Raw genomic sequence first — 18,505 nt, 5'->3', positions numbered from 1 at the left:
GTCTCCTGATCGCTGGCCGGCGCCTGACGGACCATCAGGCGCCGGTAATTTCTATTCGGCGCGAAGCGCGTCCATGGTGCCGACGAAGTAGGGTTCCTTGATGGCATAGACGCCCATGCCGTACTTCTCCAGGATAGCCTTGTAAGTGCCGTTCTTGAACAGCTCGGAAAGCGCGCCCACCATCATGTCGGCGGTCTCCTTGTCGTCCTTGGCGATCGCCATGCCGAGCGGCGCGACCTCGTAAAGCGTCGGCAGGACCACCAGCTGGCCCTTGCTCGTCACCTCGAAATAGCTCGATGCGGTCGCATCGTCCATGCGGGCATCGACCCGATCGGACAGCACGGCCTGGACGATATCCGTCGATGAGTTGAAGACCGACTTTTCGATGGCCGCCTGACCCTTGTCGGTGCACTCCTTGCCGAGCTTGTCGACCAGGAAATCCGAGGCGCTGCCGGCCGAGACGCCGACACGCTTGCCGCAGAGCGGCGTGTCGCCGCTGAAGCTCGCCTTCTTGTCCGGCGATGTCGAGACGGCGAGGCCGGCCTTCAGGAACATGACAAAATCGACCTGCTTCAGCCGCTCGGGCGTCGCCGAAAACGTCTCCCAGGCGATCTTGAAGCGGCCCGCCGCCAAGCCCGGTATCATCGAGGGAAACGGCGTGCGCTGCACGTCGAGCTTGGCGTCGGCGAGCTTGGCCACCTCGCCGGCCAGTTCGATGATGATGCCGGTCTGCTTGCCGTCGGCATCGAGATATTCGAACGGCGCGTAGTCCAGCGTGTTGGCGACGGCGAGCGATCCGCTCTNCTGCTTGCCGTCGGCATCGAGATATTCGAACGGCGCGTAGTCCAGCGTGTTGGCGACGGCGAGCGATCCGCTCTGCTTGACGTCGGTGGATTTCGGAATCTCGGCAGCCCGGGAAACCCCACCCCAGGCGATTGCGGAGATCGTCAGCGCGAGGCTGGCCGTTCGCAGATATGCATTCATTGCTGTTCCCCTTTCTTTTCCTTGTTGGCAGTGTTGGCAGTCTTTGTCAGGCAAGGCCCGACTTGGTCAGGCAAGGCTCGAGCTGGCCGCTGTTCGGGGCCGGCTCGGGCTTGGCATCCGCTCAGGCGCCGGTCGCTTCCGCCGCCTTCTTCTTGCGATAGTGATAGTTCTTGTCGATGCGCTCCATCAGATAGTCGCCGTAGAGCACCGGCCCGTATTTCGGCTGCGTGCCGGCCGGCACGCAGACCGGCAGCGCTTCGATCGTCTCGTCCATGGACGGATCGAAGAAGAAGGGCTGCGAATAGCGCTCGCGTCCAGACCGGTTGATGACACGGTGCGGCGTCGAGACGAACTGGTCGTTCGACCAGCGCGCCAGGATGTCGCCGACATTCATTACGAAGGAGTCCGGGACCGGAGGTGCCGGAACCCAGTCGCCAGCTTTGTTCTTGACCTCCAGGCCGCCGACATTGTCCTGCGCCAGCAAGGTGATGAAGCCGTAGTCGGTGTGCGGCGCCGAGCCGAAGAGGCCTTCTTCCTGGGGCTGCGTCGGATAATGCAGCAGGCGCAGAAAGGTCGTCGGCTGCTCGAAATAGCGGTCGAGGCTGCCGAGGGGCAGCCCAAGCGAGAGCGCGATGGCGCGGACCATCTTGCGCGCCAGCGTGCCCATCTCCTCGACATAGCGATCGATCGTCTGCCGGAAGCCCGCCAGCGCTGTCTCGTCCGGCCACTGGTTGGGGCCTTGCAAGGGCTTTTCGGCCAGAGCCCTGGGATCATCGGCGCCGACCTCGTGCATGAAGAAGATCGATTCGCTCTGGTTCGGCTTGCTCACCGTCGCCACGGAGGAGGTTACGATCGTCGAGCCGGCGAAGGGCAGGTAGCCGCGGAAATTCCGGTCGATCTTCAGCTTGAGCTTTTCCTCCTCCGGCAAGGCAAAGAAGCGCTTGCTGGCTTCGCGGACGGCTTCGACATCGGCGCGCGGAATGGGATGGCCGGTGACATAGAGGAAGCCGATCGTCTCGAGATAGCGGCGCAGCGTCGCCGCCGTCTCGCGGATCGCGCCTTCGTCGTCGCCGTAGAGCGCCGACACGTCGAGGATCGGGATTTCGGAAAAATCGCCGCGCGCTTGTGCATCCATTTTCGAACACCCTGTCTTGAACATAAGATACAGTACTGTATTTCTACACATCCGAACGGCCTCATCAATAGGCTTTCGACCGCAAAAGGAAGAGCGCTGAAACATGGCACCACGCAAGATCATCATCGACACCGATCCGGGCCAGGACGACGCGTTCGCCATCCTTTTCGCACTGGGATCTCCGGCCGAACTCGAGGTGATCGGCATCACCACGGTCGGCGGCAACGTGCCGCTTGCCCTGACGTCGAAGAATGCGCTGAAGGTCGTGGAACTCGCCGGGCGCGCGGACGTGCCGGTGCATGCCGGATGCCCGGCGCCGATGGTGCGCAAGCTGATCACGGCTGAATATGTCCATGGCGAAACCGGCCTCGACGGCGCCGATCTTCCCGAGCCCGTGACGCAACTGCAGAGCGAACACGCGGTGAATTACCTGGTGCGCACGATCATGGAGGCGCCGGAAGGCGAACTGACCGTCTGCACGCTCGGGCCGATGACCAACCTCGCCATGGCCATGACCATGGAGCCGAGGATCGTGCCCCGGCTGCGCGAGGTGGTGCTGATGGGCGGGGGCTTTTTCCAGGGCGGCAACGCCACGCCCGCGGCGGAATTCAACATCTTCGTCGACCCGCATGCGGCCCACAAGGTGTTCGACAGCGGCGTGCCCGTGACCATGGCCGGCATAGACTGCACCTACACGGCCCTGATGACGCCCGAGTGGCTAGACCGCCTGCGCGCAACCGGCAGCCGCGCCGCGGTCGAAGCCGCCAATCTGGCGGACTTCTACCGCCAGTACGGCACCCACAAATTCGAAACGCCGGCGCGCCCCATCCACGATGCCTGCGTCACCGGCTACCTCCTGGCGCCACATATCTACGAGCAGCGCCAGTGCGCGGTGACGGTCGATATCGTCTCGCCGGAGACGATCGGCATGACGGTGGTCGACTGGTGGCACGTGACCGGCCGCGCCAGGAACTGCAACGTTCTGCGACGCATCGATCCGGCGCCGTTCTTCGAACTCATGCTGGAGCGGATCAGCGCATTGCCATAGAGCGGTTCCTGGAATTGCTCTGGTCGCGCGTTCCGCGATAGATGGACCCTCGAAGAGTCGCGAAGCGCATCGAAGCCGGCGAACGGATTGGAGGCGTCGCGCATGGCGATGAAGGTCTTGATCATATGAAAGCCGACAGCGCCCCGGCCAGAGGCAAGAGACCGTCCAAGGCAGCCCCGCGTTCGAAGACCGCGCGGCAGACGCTCAGCCGTGACGCCTGGATCGCCGCCGCGCGCAAGGTGCTGGAGAAGCGTGGCATCGCCGAAGTCAAGATCGACCGTCTCTCCAAGCAGTTGAAGGTCACGCGCGGCAGCTTCTATTTCCACTTTGCCAGCCTGGACGATCTTCGTGGCGGCCTGCTGCAGGAATGGCGCAACATCAACTGCGCACCGTTCTGGGCGATGCGCGAGATGCACGACATTGACGGGCTGCAATTCTTCACCGACATCGTGCATGTGTGGGTCGACGAAGCACCGTTCAGCCCGCTGCTCGATTTGGCCATCCGCGACTGGTCGCGAACCTCCCGAAAACTGGCGCAGGAGGTGAAGGACATGGACGATTTGCGCATAGCGCTGCTGATCCGCTCGTTCCGCGCCATGGGCTATCCCCCGGACGAAAGCCTGGTCAGGGCCCGCATCACCTATTTCCACCAGATCGGCCAGTATGCGCTGTCCTTCAAGGAGGATCCGGCGGTGCGCCGGAGCTACCAGCCGCTGTTCGGAGAGGTGCTGCTCGGGCCGCTCGTGCAGGAGCGCGGTACGGCGCCACGGCCGAGCGAGATGGAGAGCGGACGGCGGTAGCATCCGCTTTTCGCCTCGCCGCCATTGCCTTCGAAAGCGCAGCCGAGTTCCCGGATGACTAGGACGCCGTCGCAGTGTCGGTGACGGCGCGAGACGCGCTGCGGCGGGGGCGCAGCAGAAAATAGAATGCGGCGATATGGGTGATCATCAGCAGCGGTACGTAGATGATCGGGATCGCGTAGGCGGCGGCCAATTGCTCCGCGTGCGCGGGAAGACCGGCCTGGATGGCGTGGTAATAGTCGGCGATGAGATCGACCGCTCCCACGAGATTGAAGGCGACGACGAACGACCAGAACAGCCAGGGAATCCTTACCGAGACCAGCGCCAGCAGGGCCAGTATCCCTGTCGCGAAGTCGCCATAGGCGGCGAACGCGGCGAAGCCGGCGGGTAGATTCGGGCCGACAACGCCCGGAAGGATGAAGACGAGGCCGAAGAAGCGGAAGCTGTGCAGGGTGGCAATGGCGCGTTGCGCCGCGGTTCGGTCCATCGAGTTCAGCCACGGCAGCCCGTATGCGCCGAAGCAAAGCAGCCACGCGACATAGCCTAAGACGAGTTGGATCTGGAACAGCACTTCCGTGGGCATTTGGCCTCCTTGTTGGCAGGGCATTGCGGCCTCCCCGCTTCAGCCGATTACCTAGGCCCGCTTCCATCGTTCGACTATCCGTTGTAATCACAACGACCCATGAAGCAGAACTACACAGTCAGACATGGTACGCTGGAGGGCGTCGAGGTGTTCCTGGCCGTCGCCAGGCGCCGCAACTTCCGCCGCGCCGCCGCCGATCTCGGCGTGACGCCATCCGCCGTGAGCCAGGCGGTGCGCGCGCTGGAAGCCCGCATTGGCGCGGCGCTGTTCGTCCGCACGACGCGCAGTGTCGGTTTGACCGAGGCTGGTCAACGGTTCCTCGATCGCGCCGGCCCTGCCTTCGAAGAGATCGTCGCCGCTGGCGAGGCCGCCCGTGACGTCGGCCAACGGCCGACCGGTCTGCTGCGCCTGTCGGTGCCCCGCGCCGTGGTGCCGTTGATCCTGGAGCCGGTGATCGCGTCCTTCTGTCAGGCCTATCCCGAAGTCGAACTGGAGATCGCCGCCAGCGACGAGATGGTCGATCTGGCGACCGGCGGCTTCGATGCCGGCATCCGCCTCGGCCAGTTCGTCGCCCCCGACATGGTCGCCGTTCGGCTGACGCCGTCATTCTCGTTCGTGGTCGTCGGCAGCCCGGATTATTTCGAGCGCCACGGGCGCCCCGAGCGTGTGGAGGATCTGCGCCACCACGCCTGCCTGCGCTTACGCCGTTCGAACGGCGCCATCGCGCCCTGGTCCTTCATTGACGGCAACGAGGCGATCGAGGCCATGGTCTCAGGCCCGCTGATCGCGCATGATTATCCAACGATGGTCGGCGCCGCGATGCGGGGGATTGGGCTGGCGCAGATCCCTCGGCCCGTCGCCGAAGCTCCGATAGCGCAGGGAAAACTCGAGCCGGTGCTGGACAGCATCGCCGCCACGACGCCGGGCGTCTTCCTTTATCATCCCGGCAAGCGCCAGATCCTGCCGAAGCTGCGCGCCTTCATCGATCACCTCAAATCCGCGGTCTGAGATGGCGAAGGATGGTGGAACCCTGACGCTTCGCTTGCACCAAAGCTTTCATGGTATAAATATCAGAAATACATAGGTAAAAAATACTACGAGATGGACCATTCCGGTCAAGAACGTCGTTCTTTCAGTGCTGAAGCTTACATTGCATATGAAAAGCGCCAGGACCAAAAGGACCGCATCGGCAGCCGGCAGCCCCAGGGTCAGTCCTCTCCCCGTCAGCAGGCTGGCGGCTGCGACTCCCGGTATGGTCAGGCCGATCGTGGCGCAAGCCGAACCCATCGCGACATTCAAGCCGCGCTGCAGCTCATTGTTGAGTGAAGCGCGCACCGCCGAAATGGCCTCCGGCATCAACACCAACCCCGCGATCATTGCCCCCACAATGCTGTCAGCCTGGGTCACCTGGTAGTCAACGAGCGTATTTTCGACGCTTGCCGCGACCTGCTCGGCGAGAATGACAATTCCGATCAGTCCGGCCACCAGCAGCAGAGCGCTGGCGGAGATGTTCTCGTGAGGGGCAGCGAGCACCGAAACGTCGTGTGGTTGTCCCTGGATAAAGTCTTCCCGGTGCCGGACGGTCTGCGCGAACACGAAGCTTGCATAGAGCAGCACTGAAAGGACGCTGACGAAACCAAGTTGGGCTGCCGAAAACGTGCCGGGATCCGTAGTCTGGGTGTAGGTCGGCAGAATAAGCGTCATGACGGTCAGCGCGATCAGAACCGCCAGATAGGCACTGGTTCCTTGCCGCACGATGGCCTGCTTGCGATGACGCCAGCCGCCAAGTGCGAGACACATGCCGACAACGCCGGTGGACGTGATCATCACCGTCGAGAAGACGGACTCCCGTGCCAGCGTCGGGTTGTTCTCTCCATGCAGCATCATGGAAACAATGATCGACACTTCGATCGCCGTGACGGCAAACGTCAGCACCAGCGTGCCGTACGGCTCCCCTAACCGCCGAGCTACCGCCTCGGCGTGGTCGAGCACCACGAAAATGGTGACGAACATGATCGCACTCGACAGCGCACCGACAAGGATCCTGGCGTTCAACGAACCCTGGTCCACCGACAGCCCGCTGGCTCTGACCGCGACAGCCATCGCCAGGGCGGCCAGCGGCATCGCGTAGGAAATCGCCGATCGTCCGAAACCAGTCATGCAAGCCCCTGCGCGTTTCTGCAAACCCGGTTGCATTCGCGCACCGATAGATCGAAGCCTTCACCCGTTCACGCCGTCTTCTGCGTCACCAGTCCCAGTTCCTCCACCATCGCTTCGCGCATCAGGAATTTTTGCGGCTTGCCGGTCACCGTCATCGGCAATTCGCTGCGGAAGCGGATGTGGCGGGGGATCTTGTAGTGGGCGATCTGGCCGGCGCAGAAGTTCTTGATCTCCTGCTCGGTGGCGATCTGGCCGGGCTTGAGCACGATCCAGGCGCACAGCTCCTCGCCATATTTGGTGTCGGGAATGCCGAACACCTGCACTTCCCTGACCTTGGGATGGCGGTAGAGAAATTCCTCGACCTCTCTCGGGTAGACGTTCTCGCCGCCGCGGATGACCATGTCCTTGACCCGGCCGACGATGTTGCAATAGCCCTCCGCATCGATGGTGGCGAGGTCGCCGGTGTGCATCCAGCCGTCGGCATCGATCGCCTCGCGGGTCTTGTCGTCGTCGTCCCAGTAGCCCTTCATCACCGAATAGCCGCGCGTGCACAGCTCGCCCGGCGCGCCCACGGCAACCGTGGCGCCGTCGGCATCGACCGCCTTGACCTCGACATGAGGATGAATGCGCCCGACGGTCGAGACGCGCTTTTCCAGGGGATCGTCGACGCCGCTCTGGAACGACACCGGGCTGGTCTCGGTCATGCCGTAGGCGATGGTCACCTGCGACATATGCATCAGCGACACCACCTTCTTCATCACCTCGATTGGGCATGGCGAGCCGGCCATGATGCCGGTGCGCAGGCTGGAGAGATCGAAGGATTGGAAATCGGGATGATCGAGCAGGCCGACAAACATGGTCGGCACGCCATAGAGCCCGGTGCAATGCTCCTGCGCCACGGCTTTCAGCGTGGCGCCGGCATCGAACCCTTCGCCCGGGAAAACCATGGTCGCGCCCTTCGAGACGCAACCCATCGTGCCCATCGACATGCCGAAGCAGTGATAGAGCGGCACCGGGATGCACAGCCGGTCATCGACGGTCAATTTGATCGCCGACGTGACGAAATTGCCGTTGTTGACGATGTTCGAATGGGTCAGCGTCGCGCCCTTGGGCGCGCCCGTGGTGCCCGAGGTAAACTGGATGTTGATGGCCTCGCCAGGCTTCAGCCCCTCGGAAATGCGGTCGAGACTGTCATGCTCGTCGCGGCCGGCCATGGCCAGCACGTCGCCGAAATTGAACATGCCGGGCGAGTTCTCCTCGCCCATGCGGATGACGATCTTCAGCGCCGGCAGCCTTTGCGCCTTGAGCTTGCCGGGCGCGGCCTTGGCGATCTCGGGCGCCAGCGTCTCGATCATGCCGAGGTAATCGGAGGTCTTGAAGCTCGCCGCCGTCACCAGCGCCTTGCAGGCGACCTTGTTCAGCGCATAGTCCAGTTCGGTCAGCCGGTAGGCGGGGTTGATGTTGACCAGGATCAGGCCGATGCGGGCGGTGGCGAACTGGGTCACCAGCCACTCCCAGCGGTTTGGCGACCAGATGCCGACGCGGTCGCCCTTTTCCAGCCCCAGCGCCAGGAAGCCGGCGGCCAGCGCATCCACCGTGTCCGACAGTTCGCTCCAGGTGAAGCGCTTGTCCTGGCCAACGAAGACGGCGGCATCTTGCGTGGCATATTTGCTGGCGGTGTCGGAGAACAGCGCGGGAATCGTCTCCTTGAGCAGCGGCGGCGTGCGCTCGCCGGAGACATGCGCCTTGCCATCGACAGGGGCCACGAAGACATTGCCATTGCGAGCGGCGCGGCCACGCAGATTGGTGGCGTTCTTCAGCTCGTCGAGATTGACCGGCATCGCTGTATCCTCCCAGGACGAGCCCAAACCTATCAGCCTGCCGGGACGGTGGAAATCCCGCCGATGGTAGTGGAGGTGCTGGGGCCGCGCACTGCCGCAGGCACCCCCTGTCCGCCTTCGCCGCTGCCCTTCAAGGAGGAGGGAGAAGGGCGCTCATCTTCGACGCGATGTCGCGCAGCAGCGCTTCATCGGCCGCCGCACGCGGCTTCTTCGACGCCACCAGGCAGGCTTGCGACTTCAGGACAACGCCGTCGCCCAGCACCTTGAGGTGATTGGCGCGCAGCGTCGAGCCTGACGTGGTGATGTCGACGATGACATCGGCGAGGCCAGCCGCCGGCGCGCCTTCGGTGGCGCCAAGGCTTTCGACGATGCGATAGACCTGGATGCCGTGCTTCTGCGAAAAGAACTGCTGGGTCAGCCGCCAGTATTTGGTGGCGATGCGCAGCCGCCGGCCGTGGCGCTGGCGGAAATCGGCGGCGACGTCATCGAGATCGGCCATGGTGTCGACGTCGAGCCAGATATCGGGCACCGCCACCACGACGTCGGCATGGCCGAAGGCGAGACGGGCGACGATTTCCACGCGGGCCTCCCAATCGGCGAGGTTCTCGCGCACCAGGTCCTCGCCGGTGATGCCGAGATCGACCGCGCCCTGGCCGATCTCGCCAGATATCTCGGAAGCCGACAGCAGGGCAACCTCGATGCCTTCCGCGCCTTCAATGCGGGCGCGATAGGAGCGCTCGTCGCCGGGCAGGCTGACGGCGAGGCCGGCCCTGGCCAGCACCTCCAGCGCCTGCTCCTTCAACCGGCCTTTCGAGGGAATGGCTAACGTGATCATGGTGCCGTCTCCCGCAACGCCTCGATGCGGTCGAGCCAGACCGAAAAGCCGACGCCGGGGATCGCGGTCTTGGCGCCGAGCAGCGTCAGCAATCGGTCGTAGCGACCGCCGCCGGCCAGGGCGCGCTCGCCATCCCGCGCCGCGATTTCGAAGACCACACCGGTGTAATAGTCGAGCGGGCGGCCGAAAGCGGCATCGTAGCGGATTGTTCCCACCGGCAAGCCATGCGCCTCGATCGCGTTGGCGCGTGCCGCGAACTTTTCCAGCGCCGCCCCCAGCGAAAGCCCGGCACCGGCGGCGAAGCTCTCCAGCGCCTGGGCCGCGCCATCGAGCGGCACATCGATGGCCAGAAAGTTCTTGAGCGCCGCGAAAGCCTCGTTCGACAGCCGCACGCTGCGCAACTCGGCCTTTTCGATCAGCCGCCGTGCAATGTCCGTGGGCGAGCGCCCGGCCGACGCCGACAGGCCGGCCTCCTCCATGCCGCCGGCGATGTGCGCCGAAAGGCCTTCGACATCGCCGTCGAGGACAAGCGCCGCGACATCGCCTGAAAGCTGGCTGTTGCGCGGTGGATTGCCGAGATCGGCGAGTGCTGCCTCAAGCATCGGCGCCGAGCCGAAGGCCCGGGCAAGCCGCATGCGCCAGCCACGCGGCAACCCAAGGGCGGCGAGCACGGCCTCGAAAATGGCCTGGTCGCCGAGCGTGACCGCCAGGGAACGGCTGGGCAGCACCAGCGACAGCAAAGCATGCGCGTCGGCCACGGAGCGCGCATCGGCCTCGGCCGTGTCGCGGTCGCCGAGATCCTCGATGCCGGCCTGGAAAAACTCGTTGCCGCCTTCGCGGCGCTGGCGAAACACCTCGCCCAGATAGGAATAGCGGCGCGGCGTGCCGGCCTGCGAACTTATATGGTCGAGACAGACCGGAATGGTGAATTCCGGCCGCAGGCATAGCGTCTGCCCGGTCTCGCTCTCGGTAAGGAAGATGCGCCGCCGCAGATCTTCGCCGGCCATGTCGAGGAAGGGATCTGCCGGCTGCAGGATGGCAACCTCGACCGCATGCGTGTTGCGGGTGGCGAAGAGGCTGGTGATGTCGGCTGAGATGGCGGGGTAGCGGGAGGTCATGTGCTGCGCCCTTCCCTTCTCCCCTTGTGGGAGAAGGTGGATCGGCGCGCAGCGCCGAGACGGATGAGGGGTACGTGACGGAATGAGACGTTGGCATTCCCTGGAACACCCCTCATCCGACCTCGCTCCGCGAGGCCACCTTCTCCCCCAAGGGGAGAAGGACAAGAGGGGGCTGCGCTCGTCACTTAGACCGTTCCTCGGCCTGCGCCGCCAATATCCGCCTCACCTCGGCGACCAGCTCGCTTTCGGCCACCGTCACCTGGGCCGGGCGCGCGGCGCGCCATTCGGCGTTGTCGGTGATCTCGGCCGACATGCGTGCGCCTTCGATCAGGTCCTTGATCTGCAGTTCACCCTTGGCGCGCTCGTCGCCGCCCTGGATGACAGCGACCGGGCAATTTCGCCGGTCGGCATATTTAAGCTGCGCCTTCATCCCGGCGCCGCCGAGATACATTTCGGAGCGGATGCCGGCGGCGCGCAGTTCGCTCACCATCTTCTGGTAACGGCCGAGGCTGTCAGTGTCCCTGTCCATCACCAGCACGACGACCGGCGCGATCACGTCGGCGCTGTCGAGCTTGCCGAGGTTCTTCAGCGCCGTCATCAGCCTGGAGACGCCAATGGAGAAACCGGTCGCCGGCACCGGCTCGCCACGGAAGCGCGAGACCAAGCCATCATAACGGCCGCCGCCACCGACCGAGCCGAAGCGCACGATCTGGCCGTCTTCGTTGGGAATTTCGGCTAGAAGCTCGGCCTCGAAGACCGGGCCGGTGTAGTATTCGAGGCCGCGCACGACGGAGCGGTCCATGGCAATACGGTCTTCGCCGTATCCCGCCGCTCTGACCAGAGCCTCGATCGTCGAGAGTTCGCCAACGCCTTCCTGGTAGATCGCGTTCGAACTGACTATGGCATCCTGGCCGGCCTGTGCATTCTTCGCCGTGGCGAGAAGAACCGCCTCGGCTTGCACGTTCTCCAGCCCGGCACCCTTGGCGAAATCTCCCTCACCTTCCTTGCCGCCGTCCCAGCGCCCCGGGCCAAGCAGGAGCTTCACGCCTTCCGGACCGAGTTTGTCCAGCTTGTCGATGGCGCGCAGCACGGTCAGCCGGCGGCCTGCATTGTCGTCGCCGCCAAGACCGATCGCCTCCAGCACACCATCCAGCACCTTGCGGTTGTTGACGCGGATGACGTAGTCGCCGCGGTTGATGCCGAGCGCTTCCATAACGTCGGCCATCATCATGGCCATCTCGGCGTCCGCCGCGACACCCGGCGTGCCGATCGTGTCGGCGTCGAACTGCATGAACTGGCGGAAGCGGCCGGGCCCCGGCTTCTCGTTGCGGAACACCCAGCCGGAGCGGTAGCTGCGGTAGGGTTTTGGCAGGCGCTCATAATTCTCGGCGACGAAGCGCGCCGTCGGCGCGGTGAGGTCATAGCGCAGCGACAGCCACTGGTCGTCATCGTCCTGGAACGAGAACACGCCCTCGTTCGGCCGGTCCTGGTCGGGCAAAAATTTGCCCAGCGCGTCGGTGTACTCGATCAGCGGCTGGTCGGCCGGTTCGAAGCCATAGAGCTCATAGACCGAGCGGATCGTCGCCATCATCTTCTCGACGGCGCGGATGTCCTCGGCGCTGCGGTCGGCAAAACCGCGCGGCAGCCGCGCTTTCGTCTTTTCCGATTTGTCGGCCATGAGATGGGTCTTTTTGCTAGGTAAATGACGACTTATTTTGAGTGCGCGTGTCCTAACCGATGCAGCGGGGACCGGCAAGGGTCAGCGCCTCTGCCTTCTCCCTTGCGGGAGAAGGCCTCGCGAAGCGAGGTCGTATGAGGGGTGTTCCAGGGAACGTCAACGTCTCACTCCGCTGGAACACCCCTCATCCGTCTCGGCGCTGCGCGCCGATCCACCTTCTCCCACAAGGGGAGAAGGCAAGGGCACCGCCACCCCGCTTGCCCCTGCAACCCGCCCCTGCTAAAGCGCGCGCCATGAGCACGCCTCTCNTGGAACACCCCTCATCCGTCTCGGCGCTGCGCGCCGATCCACCTTCTCCCACAAGGGGAGAAGGAAAACGCTTGAAACAAAAACGAACCGAAAATGAAACAGTCCGGCCATGAGCACGGCATCGTGCCGACACAATCGCGGCCGATATAGCGCACCACATGAAGGGGTTCGGGACATGACCAGCGCAACAAAATTCCATGCCAACAGCGATGCCGGCGAACTGCCGGCGCGCTTGCGTCCGGCCGACATCCGCGCTCCGAAGATGGCTGGCCAGCCCGCCGGGCCATTCGAGATACCGGCCGATATCGGCAAGGGGCCTTCGATGCGCGATGCATTGGTGACCGGCCTGCTGGTGATCTACCCGACGGTGGCCACCGTGGTTGCGATCGTCGCCGGCCTGTTCCTGGCCAACATCAACGGCACCTGAGCCCTATTTCGGCCGCTTGAAAGCCTTCCGTTCCTTCTCGACCTCCTTGCGGCAAACACAACCCTCGAGGTGGTCGTTGACCAGCCCCATGGCTTGCATGAAGGCGTAGACCGTGGTCGGGCCGACAAAACTCCAGCCGCGCTTCTTCAATTCCTTCGAAATCCGCACCGAGACCGCCGTGGTCGGGTTGGCGCGCAAATGGGCTAGGTCGACGATCCTGGGCCGCTCGTCCTTGCCGGGTTCGAACTTCCAGAACCAGGCGGCCAGCGAGCCGAACTCGTCCACCATTTCGCGGGCGCGCTTGGCATTGTTGATGGTCGAGACGATCTTGCCGCGATGGCGGATGATGCCGGCATTGCCAAGCAGGCGCTCGACATCCTTGTCGGTGAAGGCGGCGACCTTGTCGAAGTCGAAGCCAGCGAAGGCCTCGCGAAAATTCTCGCGCTTGCGCAGTATGGTCAGCCACGACAGGCCCGACTGGAAACCTTCGAGGCAGATCTTTTCGAACAGCCTGCGGTCGTCCGACACCGGCCGGCCCCATTCATGGTCATGATAGTGCAGATAGTCGGGCAAATTGCCATGCCAGAAGCAGCGCGCGACACCGTCGGGACCGGCGAGCAGGCCGGTATTGTCTTTTTCCATTAGCCAAAATCCGTTCGTTAATGCGCTTGCGCGCTGCATTTACCGCGGCTTTACCAGATTCCTGAACCCGGCGGTAACCACACCAAAAGGTTTACTGACACAACCGCATTTTACGCATTCCGATTCATGTTTCGGTTGCTGCTTGCGCGCCAATGATCCGCTGAACCGGGAGGTCGTTTCCACCCGGTTTTATCAGACGATCAAGGGTGCGTTCCCGATGAAGAGAGTTTTGTTTCCCGTGCTCGGCGCCATGGCTGTGTTTGCCTCCGGCGTCACGCCCTCAGCCGCTGACGACCGCTATGCCGACAGGCCTCCGGTGATGGTCAGCCCCGACCTTTCCGCCCCCTGGGTGCTGCAGCTTGGCAATGCGCCCGGCATCGTGCGGCAGAACCGCCAGGTCGTGCAGCAGCCGCGCCTGCGCACCGCGCAGCCGGCGCAGCCCGATCGTGTGCGGACGGCAGCCGTGCAGGCTCCGGCCAAGCGCACGATCATGCGCCCGCAGATCAACCCGATCTACCTGCCGCAGGAAGTCGCCTATGACGGCCCGCAGAAGCCGGGCACGATCGTCATCGACACGACGCAGAACTTCCTGTTCCTGATCGAAAAGAACGGCAAGGCGCGACGCTATGGCGTCGGCACCGGCAAGCCAGGCTTCGAATGGTCGGGCACGCACAAGATCACCAACAAGCGCGAGTGGCCGGACTGGCGCCCGCCAGCGCAGATGATCAAGCGCGAGGCCGCCAAGGGCCGCTATCTGCCGACCTATGTGGCCGGCGGCATGGAGAACCCGCTCGGCGCGCGCGCGCTCTACCTCGGCACGACCGAGTACCGCATCCACGGCACCAACCAGCCGTGGACGATCGGCGGCGCGGTGTCGTCGGGCTGCATCCGCATGCGCAACGAGGACGTGGTCGACCTCTATGAGCGGGTCAATGTCGGAACCATGGTCGAGGTGATATAATAATTCTCGCGAATCACTTGGCCGGCAAAGCATTGAGCTTTTAGGGGCCAATCCAGAGATAACGGGGGACGGGCCGTATGGGGATGCGGCCGGTCAGGAAGGGCAGCACGGGAAACCGCGCTGCCCTTTCCGTTTTCCTGTGAAAACCGAGCCAACACCCAGGCAAGACTGCGCCCGAACGTCGCGCCGAGGGCATGGTGGTTCGCTTTCGTGCTGCCATTTTCGATGTTCCTTTGCTATGGGAGCGCAACCAGACAAAAGAGTTCCCCCATGCCCCTGTCCGATGACAACCGCTATCTCAAGGGCGGCCCGGTTGCCCAGCGCATCATCGCCGCCGTGCGCGAGGATGCGGCGATTGCCAAAGCCGAGGGTTTTCCGCCGAAGCTGATCTCGATCACCGTCGGCGATACCGATGCGGTCGATGTCTATGTGCGCAACCAGCGCGCCAAGGCCGAGCTCGCCGGCATCGATTTCGAGGAACGGCGTTTTCCCGCCACCATCACGTCGGGTGAACTGGAGGCCGCCATCCACGGCCTGAACGCCGATCCGCGCGTCACCGGCATCATCATCCAGCGGCCCGTGCCCGCCCATATCCCGATCAAGACGCTGCAAGCGGCGGTGCATCCGCTCAAGGACGTCGAGGGCATGCACCCGGCCTCGATCGGCAACATCGTCTACAACCAGCTTGACCTCGCGCCCTGCACCGCGGCCGCCTCGGTCGAACTGCTCAAGGAAACCGGCCTCGATCTCAAGGGACTGGAGGTCGTCATCGTCGGCCATTCGGAAATCGTCGGCAAGCCGATCGCGTTCCTGCTGATGAGCGAAGGAGCGACGGTGACCGTCTGCCACCACATGACGCGGTCGGTCGCAGCGCATGCGCGGCGCGCCGATGCGCTGTTCGTTGCGGTCGGCAAGCCACGGCTGATCAAGGCCGACATGGTCAAGCCGGGTGCTGCCGTGATCGACATCGGCATCAATTCCGAGATCGGGCCGGACGGGACGAGCCGCATCGTGGGCGATGTCGACACCGAAAGCGTGCGCGAGGTCGCCTCCTGGATCACGCCGGTGCCGGGCGGCGTCGGTCCGATCACGGTGGCGATCCTGCTGCGCAACACGATGGTGGCGCTCAGCCGCCAGCGCGCGCTCTACGAAGCGACTTACGGCACAGCCGACAGGCTGGCGGCGGAGTAACCGCCGAGCGCGGCCCTACTCCGCCGCGATCAGGTTCTCGTCAAGAACGCCTTCCGGCTTCGGTCCGCCATAGGCCCAGTCCAACAGTTTTACCGTGTGCACCACTGGCATCCTGGCAGCGGACGCGATCTGCGTGATGCAGCCGATGTTGCCGGTGGCGACGATCGAGGCGCCCGTTGCCTCGATGTTTTTCACCTTGCGGTCGCGCAGTTTTGCCGAAATCTCGGGCTGCAGGATGTTGTAGGTGCCGGCCGAACCGCAGCAGAGATGGCCCTCGCGCGGCTCGCGGACGACGAAGCCGGCCTTGGTCAGCAGCTCTTTCGGCTGACGCGTGATCTTCTGGCCATGCTGCATCGAGCAGGCGGAGTGATAGGCAACGACCGTGCCCGGCTTGCGCACAGGGTCAGGCATGTCAAAGTCGGCCAGATATTCGGTGATGTCCTTGGCCAGCGCCGACACAAGCGCGGCCTTTTCGGCATAGGCCGGATCGAGACGCAGCATGAAGCCATAGTCCTTGATCGTCGTGCCGCAACCCGACGCGGTGATGATGATGGCGTCGAGACCCCCCTGGTCGATGGCGCGCGTCCAGGCATCGACGTTCTGCCGGGCCGAGGCAAGGGCTGCCTCTTCGCGCCCCATATGGTGGACCAGCGCGCCGCAGCAGCCCTCGCCCGGAGGCACCACGACCTCGACGCCGAGCCGCGTCAGCAGCGAAATGGTCGTGTCGTTTATGGCGGGATCGAGCACCGACTGCGCACAACCGGTGAGGATGGCGACACGGCCCTTTTTCACCCCCTGCCCGGCATGGATGCCTGGCGAGGCCATCGGCGAAGCTGCCGGGATCGACGCCGGCGCGAGCTTGAGCATGGCGCCAAGCGGCTTCAGTGCCGGGACCTTCTCGAACAGGCCGATGAACGGCTTGCCCAGCTTGGCAAGCTTGAGCGCCGCGCGAAAGCGCTGGGGATAGGGCAGGACGAAGGCCAGCATGGCGCGGGTCAGGCGGTCGAGCAGCGGCCGCTTATAGGTTTCCTCGATATGGGCGCGGGCATGGTCGACCAGGTGCATGTAGTTGACGCCCGACGGACAGGTGGTCATGCAGGCCAAGCACGACAGGCAGCGGTCGATATGGGTGACGATCTCCTTGTCGGCGGGTCGGCCGTTTTCCAGCATGTCCTTGATCAGATAGATGCGCCCGCGCGGTGAATCGAGTTCGTTGCCAAGCGTCACATAGGTCGGGCAGGTGGCGGTGCAGAAGCCGCAATGCACGCATTTGCGCAGGATCTTCTCCGATTCCGCGACATCGGGATCGGCAAGCTGGGCAAGCGAGAAATTGGTCTGCATCGCGTTAGTCCTGGGCCATGCGGCCGGGATTGAGGATGTTTTTCGGATCGAATTCCTGCTTCAGCCGCCGGCTCAGTGCGGCAAGCGCCGGCGACTGCGGCTCGAACACCGGCAGAGCGGCGCGATGGGCGGGTGCCGCGCGAACCAAAGTCGCATGGCCGCCGCCATGTTTGCGTAACAGCCCGCGCAGCAGGGCGGCCTCCGGATCGCCCTCTTCCATGCGCAGCCAGACCAGCCCGCCCTGCCAGTCATAGAAGGCGCTGACGGCGGCCTGCATGCGCAAAGTCAGGACCATTTGATGCCCTTGGGAAGGCGTCATCGAGACGCGCCAGACCGGTTTCTCGCTGCCGTCGGCGAACGGCCTGCAGTCGCGCACATCGCGCCAGATCTGCCGCGAAACGTCCCCGGAAATTTCCTCCAGCGGTCCGGCCTTGCCGAGCAGCGTCTTCAGCGCGGCGATACGATAGGCGACGGACGGGCCGAAGCCCTCGACGCGCAACAGCGTGGCGGCATCGCTGCCGACCGCGCCGCCGGCGACACGCGCGGCGATGCGCTCGGGCAGATGGGCGGCGCTCGACACTTCGNATCGCTGCCGACCGCGCCGCCGGCGACACGCGCGGCGATGCGCTCGGGCAGATGGGCGGCGCTCGACACTTCGGCGCTGGAGCCGAGCGCCAGGGCCATGGCGCTTGCTGCCGCATCGTCGAGCAGGCCACGCACCGCGAGCGTGACCTCGGTCTCGGCCGCGGGCAGCACCTTGAAGGTGACATCGGTGAACACGGCCAATGTGCCCCAGCTGTTGGCCATCAGCTTCGACAGATCGTAACCGGTGACATTCTTGACCACTCGGCCGCCCGACTTGAATTCCTCGCCCCGGCCGGACACCACATTGATGCCAAGGATATGGTCGCGCGCGGCACCGGCCTTCAACCGGCGCGGACCGGACAGGTTCGCGCCGAGCACGCCACCGATGGTGCCTCTGCCCGGCTCGCCACCGAGCAGCGGGCCGTAATCCATCGGTTCGAAAGCGAGTTGCTGGCCGTTTTCCGCCAGCAGCTTCTCGATGTCGGTTAGCGCAGTGCCGGCCTTTGCCGACAGCACCAGCTCGGCGGGTTCATAGAGGGTGACGTCGGTGAGCATCGACAGGTCGAGCGTATGCTCGGTCTGCAGCGGGCGGCCGATGCCGCGCTTGGAGCCGTGGCCGATGATTTCGAGCGGCGCCTCTTCCGCCACGGCCCAGGCGACGGTGGAGAGGACTTCGGATGGGGTGATCGGGGTGAAGGTGGTCATGAAGAGACCGCGCCCTCGAATGCGGAAACGCCGCGTTCCTTCGCACCCCCCTCTGTCCTGCCGGACATCTCCCCCGCAAGGGGGGAGATTGGCAGCTTCAGCCACTCGCCTGGCTGGCAGCGCTGGAGATTAGCGAAACCCCACGCGACATCCGATCTCCCC

The 18,505-nt window shown here is 64.4% G+C and carries 16 protein-coding genes and 1 pseudogene; 6 read left to right on the top strand and 11 right to left on the bottom strand.

Features of this window, described 5'->3' with window-relative positions; translation table 11 throughout:
* Positions 1-51: 51 nt before the first annotated feature.
* On the bottom strand, positions 52-984 hold the full coding sequence (locus X741_RS160255; protein WP_023776670.1) for an ABC transporter substrate-binding protein: 933 nt from the start codon (positions 982-984) through the stop codon (positions 52-54).
* Between the two features lie 121 nt (positions 985-1,105).
* Positions 1,106-2,119 (bottom strand): 2OG-Fe(II) oxygenase family protein, encoded by a 1,014-nt coding sequence (locus X741_RS160260; protein ID WP_023776669.1) that lies wholly within the window; start codon positions 2,117-2,119, stop codon positions 1,106-1,108.
* Positions 2,120-2,222: 103 nt separating this feature from the next.
* Here X741_RS160260 and X741_RS160265 point away from each other — a divergent pair, with 103 nt between their 5' ends.
* Together X741_RS160265 and X741_RS160270 are read left to right on the top strand one after the other, a co-directional pair.
* On the top strand, positions 2,223-3,167 hold the full coding sequence (locus X741_RS160265; protein WP_023776668.1) for a nucleoside hydrolase: 945 nt from the start codon (positions 2,223-2,225) through the stop codon (positions 3,165-3,167).
* Positions 3,168-3,292: 125 nt separating this feature from the next.
* Positions 3,293-3,967, top strand: a complete 675-nt coding sequence (locus X741_RS160270) for a TetR/AcrR family transcriptional regulator (RefSeq protein ID WP_023776667.1) — start codon at positions 3,293-3,295, stop codon at positions 3,965-3,967.
* A 58-nt stretch (positions 3,968-4,025) separates the two neighbouring features.
* Here the strand turns inward: X741_RS160270 and X741_RS160275 are convergent, their stop codons facing one another.
* A complete protein-coding gene (locus X741_RS160275) occupies positions 4,026-4,550 on the bottom strand; it encodes a hypothetical protein (protein WP_023776666.1) in 525 nt (174 codons plus the stop codon).
* A 99-nt stretch (positions 4,551-4,649) separates the two neighbouring features.
* On the opposite strand from X741_RS160275, the gene X741_RS160280 reads away from it, so the two are divergent.
* The gene (locus X741_RS160280) at positions 4,650-5,558 is read left to right on the top strand and encodes a LysR family transcriptional regulator (protein WP_023776665.1); all 909 of its coding nucleotides are present in this window, start codon (positions 4,650-4,652) and stop codon (positions 5,556-5,558) included.
* 48 nt (positions 5,559-5,606) lie between these two features.
* Here X741_RS160280 and X741_RS160285 read toward each other — a convergent pair whose 3' ends face one another.
* From X741_RS160285 to hisS, 5 genes are all read right to left on the bottom strand, one after another.
* Positions 5,607-6,710 (bottom strand): calcium:proton antiporter, encoded by a 1,104-nt coding sequence (locus X741_RS160285; RefSeq protein ID WP_023776664.1) that lies wholly within the window; start codon positions 6,708-6,710, stop codon positions 5,607-5,609.
* A gap of 68 nt (positions 6,711-6,778) precedes the next feature.
* Positions 6,779-8,551: an AMP-binding protein gene (locus X741_RS160290; RefSeq protein WP_023776663.1), complete on the bottom strand. Its 1,773-nt coding sequence runs from the start codon at positions 8,549-8,551 to the stop codon at positions 6,779-6,781.
* A 130-nt stretch (positions 8,552-8,681) separates the two neighbouring features.
* The gene (gene hisG, locus X741_RS160295) at positions 8,682-9,386 is read right to left on the bottom strand and encodes an ATP phosphoribosyltransferase (RefSeq protein ID WP_023776662.1); all 705 of its coding nucleotides are present in this window, start codon (positions 9,384-9,386) and stop codon (positions 8,682-8,684) included.
* On the bottom strand, positions 9,383-10,504 hold the full coding sequence (locus tag X741_RS160300) for an ATP phosphoribosyltransferase regulatory subunit (RefSeq protein WP_023776661.1): 1,122 nt from the start codon (positions 10,502-10,504) through the stop codon (positions 9,383-9,385). Before X741_RS160300 ends, hisG begins: the two co-directional genes overlap by 4 nt.
* A 181-nt stretch (positions 10,505-10,685) precedes the next feature.
* Complete coding sequence (gene hisS, locus X741_RS160305) at positions 10,686-12,182, bottom strand: histidine--tRNA ligase (RefSeq protein WP_023776660.1); 1,497 nt, start codon at positions 12,180-12,182, stop codon at positions 10,686-10,688.
* Positions 12,183-12,666: 484 nt separating this feature from the next.
* Between hisS and X741_RS160310 the strand changes: the two genes are divergently transcribed.
* Positions 12,667-12,918: a hypothetical protein gene (locus X741_RS160310; RefSeq protein WP_023776659.1), complete on the top strand. Its 252-nt coding sequence runs from the start codon at positions 12,667-12,669 to the stop codon at positions 12,916-12,918.
* A gap of 3 nt (positions 12,919-12,921) precedes the next feature.
* On the opposite strand, the gene X741_RS160315 is transcribed toward X741_RS160310, so the two are convergent.
* Positions 12,922-13,560, bottom strand: a complete 639-nt coding sequence (locus X741_RS160315; protein ID WP_023776658.1) for a DNA-3-methyladenine glycosylase I — start codon at positions 13,558-13,560, stop codon at positions 12,922-12,924.
* A gap of 217 nt (positions 13,561-13,777) precedes the next feature.
* On the opposite strand from X741_RS160315, the gene X741_RS160320 reads away from it, so the two are divergent.
* A complete protein-coding gene (locus X741_RS160320; RefSeq protein WP_023776657.1) occupies positions 13,778-14,521 on the top strand; it encodes a L,D-transpeptidase in 744 nt (247 codons plus the stop codon).
* Positions 14,522-14,791: 270 nt separating this feature from the next.
* Positions 14,792-15,712, top strand: a complete 921-nt coding sequence (locus X741_RS160325; protein ID WP_023767442.1) for a bifunctional 5,10-methylenetetrahydrofolate dehydrogenase/5,10-methenyltetrahydrofolate cyclohydrolase — start codon at positions 14,792-14,794, stop codon at positions 15,710-15,712.
* A gap of 15 nt (positions 15,713-15,727) precedes the next feature.
* Here X741_RS160325 and glcF read toward each other — a convergent pair whose 3' ends face one another.
* Positions 15,728-17,053, bottom strand: a complete 1,326-nt coding sequence (glcF, locus tag X741_RS160330) for a glycolate oxidase subunit GlcF (protein ID WP_023776656.1) — start codon at positions 17,051-17,053, stop codon at positions 15,728-15,730.
* Positions 17,054-17,057: 4 nt separating this feature from the next.
* Positions 17,058-18,343: pseudogene (locus tag X741_RS01000000166315) on the bottom strand (FAD-binding protein).
* Positions 18,344-18,505: the final 162 nt, after the last annotated feature.

This window comes from Mesorhizobium sp. LNHC221B00 (genome assembly GCF_000502935.1).
GTDB classification, from domain to species: domain Bacteria; phylum Pseudomonadota; class Alphaproteobacteria; order Rhizobiales; family Rhizobiaceae; genus Mesorhizobium; species Mesorhizobium opportunistum.
The sequence above is the reverse complement of the archived record's forward strand: the minus strand, read 5'-3'. Positions and strand labels throughout refer to the sequence as shown.

What these genes read in the sequence shown, in the direction of transcription:
- X741_RS160275 (WP_023776666.1), bottom strand. Translation starts at nt 4,550, where the DNA reads ATGCCCACGGAAGTGCTGTTCCAGATCCAACTCGTCTTAGGCTATGTC.
- X741_RS160290 (WP_023776663.1), bottom strand. Translation starts at nt 8,551, where the DNA reads ATGCCGGTCAATCTCGACGAGCTGAAGAACGCCACCAATCTGCGTGGC.
- hisG (WP_023776662.1), bottom strand. Translation starts at nt 9,386, where the DNA reads ATGATCACGTTAGCCATTCCCTCGAAAGGCCGGTTGAAGGAGCAGGCG.
- X741_RS160260 (WP_023776669.1), bottom strand. Translation starts at nt 2,119, where the DNA reads ATGGATGCACAAGCGCGCGGCGATTTTTCCGAAATCCCGATCCTCGAC.
- X741_RS160270 (WP_023776667.1), top strand. Translation starts at nt 3,293, where the DNA reads ATGAAAGCCGACAGCGCCCCGGCCAGAGGCAAGAGACCGTCCAAGGCA.
- X741_RS160315 (WP_023776658.1), bottom strand. Translation starts at nt 13,560, where the DNA reads ATGGAAAAAGACAATACCGGCCTGCTCGCCGGTCCCGACGGTGTCGCG.
- X741_RS160265 (WP_023776668.1), top strand. Translation starts at nt 2,223, where the DNA reads ATGGCACCACGCAAGATCATCATCGACACCGATCCGGGCCAGGACGAC.
- X741_RS160320 (WP_023776657.1), top strand. Translation starts at nt 13,778, where the DNA reads ATGAAGAGAGTTTTGTTTCCCGTGCTCGGCGCCATGGCTGTGTTTGCC.
- X741_RS160280 (WP_023776665.1), top strand. Translation starts at nt 4,650, where the DNA reads ATGAAGCAGAACTACACAGTCAGACATGGTACGCTGGAGGGCGTCGAG.
- X741_RS160285 (WP_023776664.1), bottom strand. Translation starts at nt 6,710, where the DNA reads ATGACTGGTTTCGGACGATCGGCGATTTCCTACGCGATGCCGCTGGCC.
- X741_RS160310 (WP_023776659.1), top strand. Translation starts at nt 12,667, where the DNA reads ATGACCAGCGCAACAAAATTCCATGCCAACAGCGATGCCGGCGAACTG.
- hisS (WP_023776660.1), bottom strand. Translation starts at nt 12,182, where the DNA reads ATGGCCGACAAATCGGAAAAGACGAAAGCGCGGCTGCCGCGCGGTTTT.
- X741_RS160325 (WP_023767442.1), top strand. Translation starts at nt 14,792, where the DNA reads ATGCCCCTGTCCGATGACAACCGCTATCTCAAGGGCGGCCCGGTTGCC.
- X741_RS160300 (WP_023776661.1), bottom strand. Translation starts at nt 10,504, where the DNA reads ATGACCTCCCGCTACCCCGCCATCTCAGCCGACATCACCAGCCTCTTC.
- glcF (WP_023776656.1), bottom strand. Translation starts at nt 17,053, where the DNA reads ATGCAGACCAATTTCTCGCTTGCCCAGCTTGCCGATCCCGATGTCGCG.